2 protein-coding genes are annotated in these 2,236 nt (G+C 47.7%); both read left to right on the top strand.

Features of this window, described 5'->3' with window-relative positions; genetic code table 11:
• Positions 1-58 precede the first annotated feature (58 nt).
• On the top strand, positions 59-1,165 hold the full coding sequence (gene ald / locus HW443_RS10790; protein WP_176235682.1) for an alanine dehydrogenase: 1,107 nt from the start codon (positions 59-61) through the stop codon (positions 1,163-1,165).
• A 91-nt stretch (positions 1,166-1,256) separates the two neighbouring features.
• Complete coding sequence (locus tag HW443_RS10785; RefSeq protein WP_176231290.1) at positions 1,257-2,198, top strand: aldehyde dehydrogenase family protein; 942 nt, start codon at positions 1,257-1,259, stop codon at positions 2,196-2,198.
• Positions 2,199-2,236: the final 38 nt, after the last annotated feature.

Here is a 2,236-nt window from a genome sequence, read left to right as displayed (position 1 = left end):
TTGCCTAGGTTTTGTTATTTTTGTTTTGGGCGCAAGTGGCTGAATAGAGGGATCCAAGGTGAAAATAGGCGTACCTAAAGAAATTAAGAGTCATGAACAAAGAGTAGCCCTTACTCCTGAAGGGGTGCGGGAGTTGACTTTTGAAGGACATGAGGTCTTGGTAGAGAAGGGGGCTGGGGAGGGAAGCGGTTTTACCGACCAAGAGTATCAGGAGGCAGGGGCTCAACTTGTTTCTCTGGCTCAGGACGTATACGAGAGCAGCGATATGATTGTAAAAGTTAAAGAGCCTCTTGCACCTGAGCTGCCTCTCCTGCGTCCTGGCCAGATCCTTTTTGCCTATCTCCATCTGGCCGCTGATCAGCAACTAACTATAGCTCTCCTGGAAAGGGAGATCATTGGTGTTGCCTACGAGACAATCCAGCTTCAAGATGGAAGTCTCCCTCTTTTGGCCCCTATGAGTGCTATTGCCGGGAAGCTTTCCATTCAAGCCGGTGCTACTTACCTGGAACATGTCTATGGAGGAGAGGGCGTGCTTCTTGGAGGGGTCCCAGGAGTCGAGCCAGCCTGTGTGGTCATCTTAGGAGGAGGTGTTGTGGGGACAAATGCTGCCAAGATCGCCGTAGGGATGGGAGCACAGGTAATTGTGGTAGAGAAAAGCTTTCAGCGCATGGCTCACCTGGATGACATTTTCCAAGGGCGTTTAATCACGAGAGCCCCTAGTATTTCATGCCTCGACGAAATCTTGCCTCTGGCTGATTTGGTTGTAGGAGCTGTTCTAGTACCTGGAGCGAAAACACCCCGCTTAATTACCAGGTCTCACCTTAAGCAGATGAAGAAAGGAAGCGTGCTTGTTGACGTCTCTATTGACCAAGGCGGTTGCTGTGAGACTAGTCGGCCGTGCACCTACACTGAGCCAGTATTTATAGAGGAAGGGGTTATCCATTACTGCGTTACTAATATGCCTGGGGCTGTTCCTCGTACTTCCACCAGAGCGCTTGCCAATGCAACCCTGCCGTATGTCCTGACTCTGGCTAGTCATGGAATAGAAAGAGCTGCTCAAATCGATCCGGCTATCCGTAAAGGTATCAACCTATGGCATGGGAAGCTTACCCATGAAGGGGTAGCTGAAGCTCACAATCTAGAGTGCTTTCGTCTTCCTTTTTGAAACAGCCAAGTTGGATCTTCAAAGAGTGAAAATGGGAGTTAACGAGTACGGAAAATCAAGAAAAACTGTAGAAGGAGGTAATTAGCAGAGTATGGCAATCCTAGAAGAACCGATAAAAGAAGTATTACTGATTAAAAACTTTATCGCTGGAGAATGGGTTGAATCCAAGGGTGAGATCAAAGATGTTGTGAATCCAGCTACGGACAAGACGATTGCTAAGGTTCCAATTTCGACCAAGGATGAGATAGACGCCGTAGTAAAAGCAGCTCAGGAGGCTTTTCCTGACTGGAGAAGAACAACTCCGCTGGCTAGGGCAAGGTGTCTCTTCAGACTGAAAGAGTTATTGGAGGAGAATTTTGAGGAACTTAGTAGAATCCAGACACAGGAGCACGGCAAGACAATAGATGAATCGAGAGGAGAAACGAGGCGTGGCATTGAAAATGTAGAAGTAGCTACGGGGATTCCTACATTCATGCAAGGCTACTTTTCAGAGGATGTCGCCACCGACGTAGATGAGTGGCTCATTCCAACACCCTTAGGAGTTTTCGGCATAATAGCTCCATTCAACTTCCCGTTCATGATTCCACTCTGGTCAGCACCCTATGCAGTAGCTACTGGAAACTGTGTGGTTATGAAACCCTCCAGCGAAGTTCCCCTCACCCAAATGAGACTAGCTGAGTTGGTAGATGAAGCCGGTATCCCGCCAGGTGTGTGGAATGTAGTCAATGGCGGAAGAGTTATTGTATCAGGTATGCTAGAGCATCCGGGTATTGTAGGTATAACCTTTGTCGCCTCCACGCCTACAGCGAAATATATCTACGAGATGTGTGGCAAAACAGGGAAGAGAGTCATCGCTCAGGGCGGTGCCAAGAACTTTATGGTAATAATGCCAGATGCCGATGTAAGTAGAACCATACGAGCTCTCATGACATCATTCTTTGGTAACACCGGTCAACGATGCTTGTCCGGTGCCAATCTTCTTATTGTCGGTGACGATGATAGATTCTACAATAGCTTTATCCAAAGCTGTTAGATGCAAGTGATAAGAAAGATCGACAGAAGATTCGGGTT

Source organism: Candidatus Hakubella thermalkaliphila (genome assembly GCF_013281975.1).
GTDB classification, from domain to species: Bacteria; Actinomycetota; Humimicrobiia; order Hakubellales; family Hakubellaceae; genus Hakubella; species Hakubella thermalkaliphila.
The sequence above is the reverse complement of the archived record's forward strand: the minus strand, read 5'-3'. Positions and strand labels throughout refer to the sequence as shown.

What these genes read in the sequence shown, in the direction of transcription:
- HW443_RS10785 (WP_176231290.1), top strand. Translation starts at nt 1,257, where the DNA reads ATGGCAATCCTAGAAGAACCGATAAAAGAAGTATTACTGATTAAAAAC.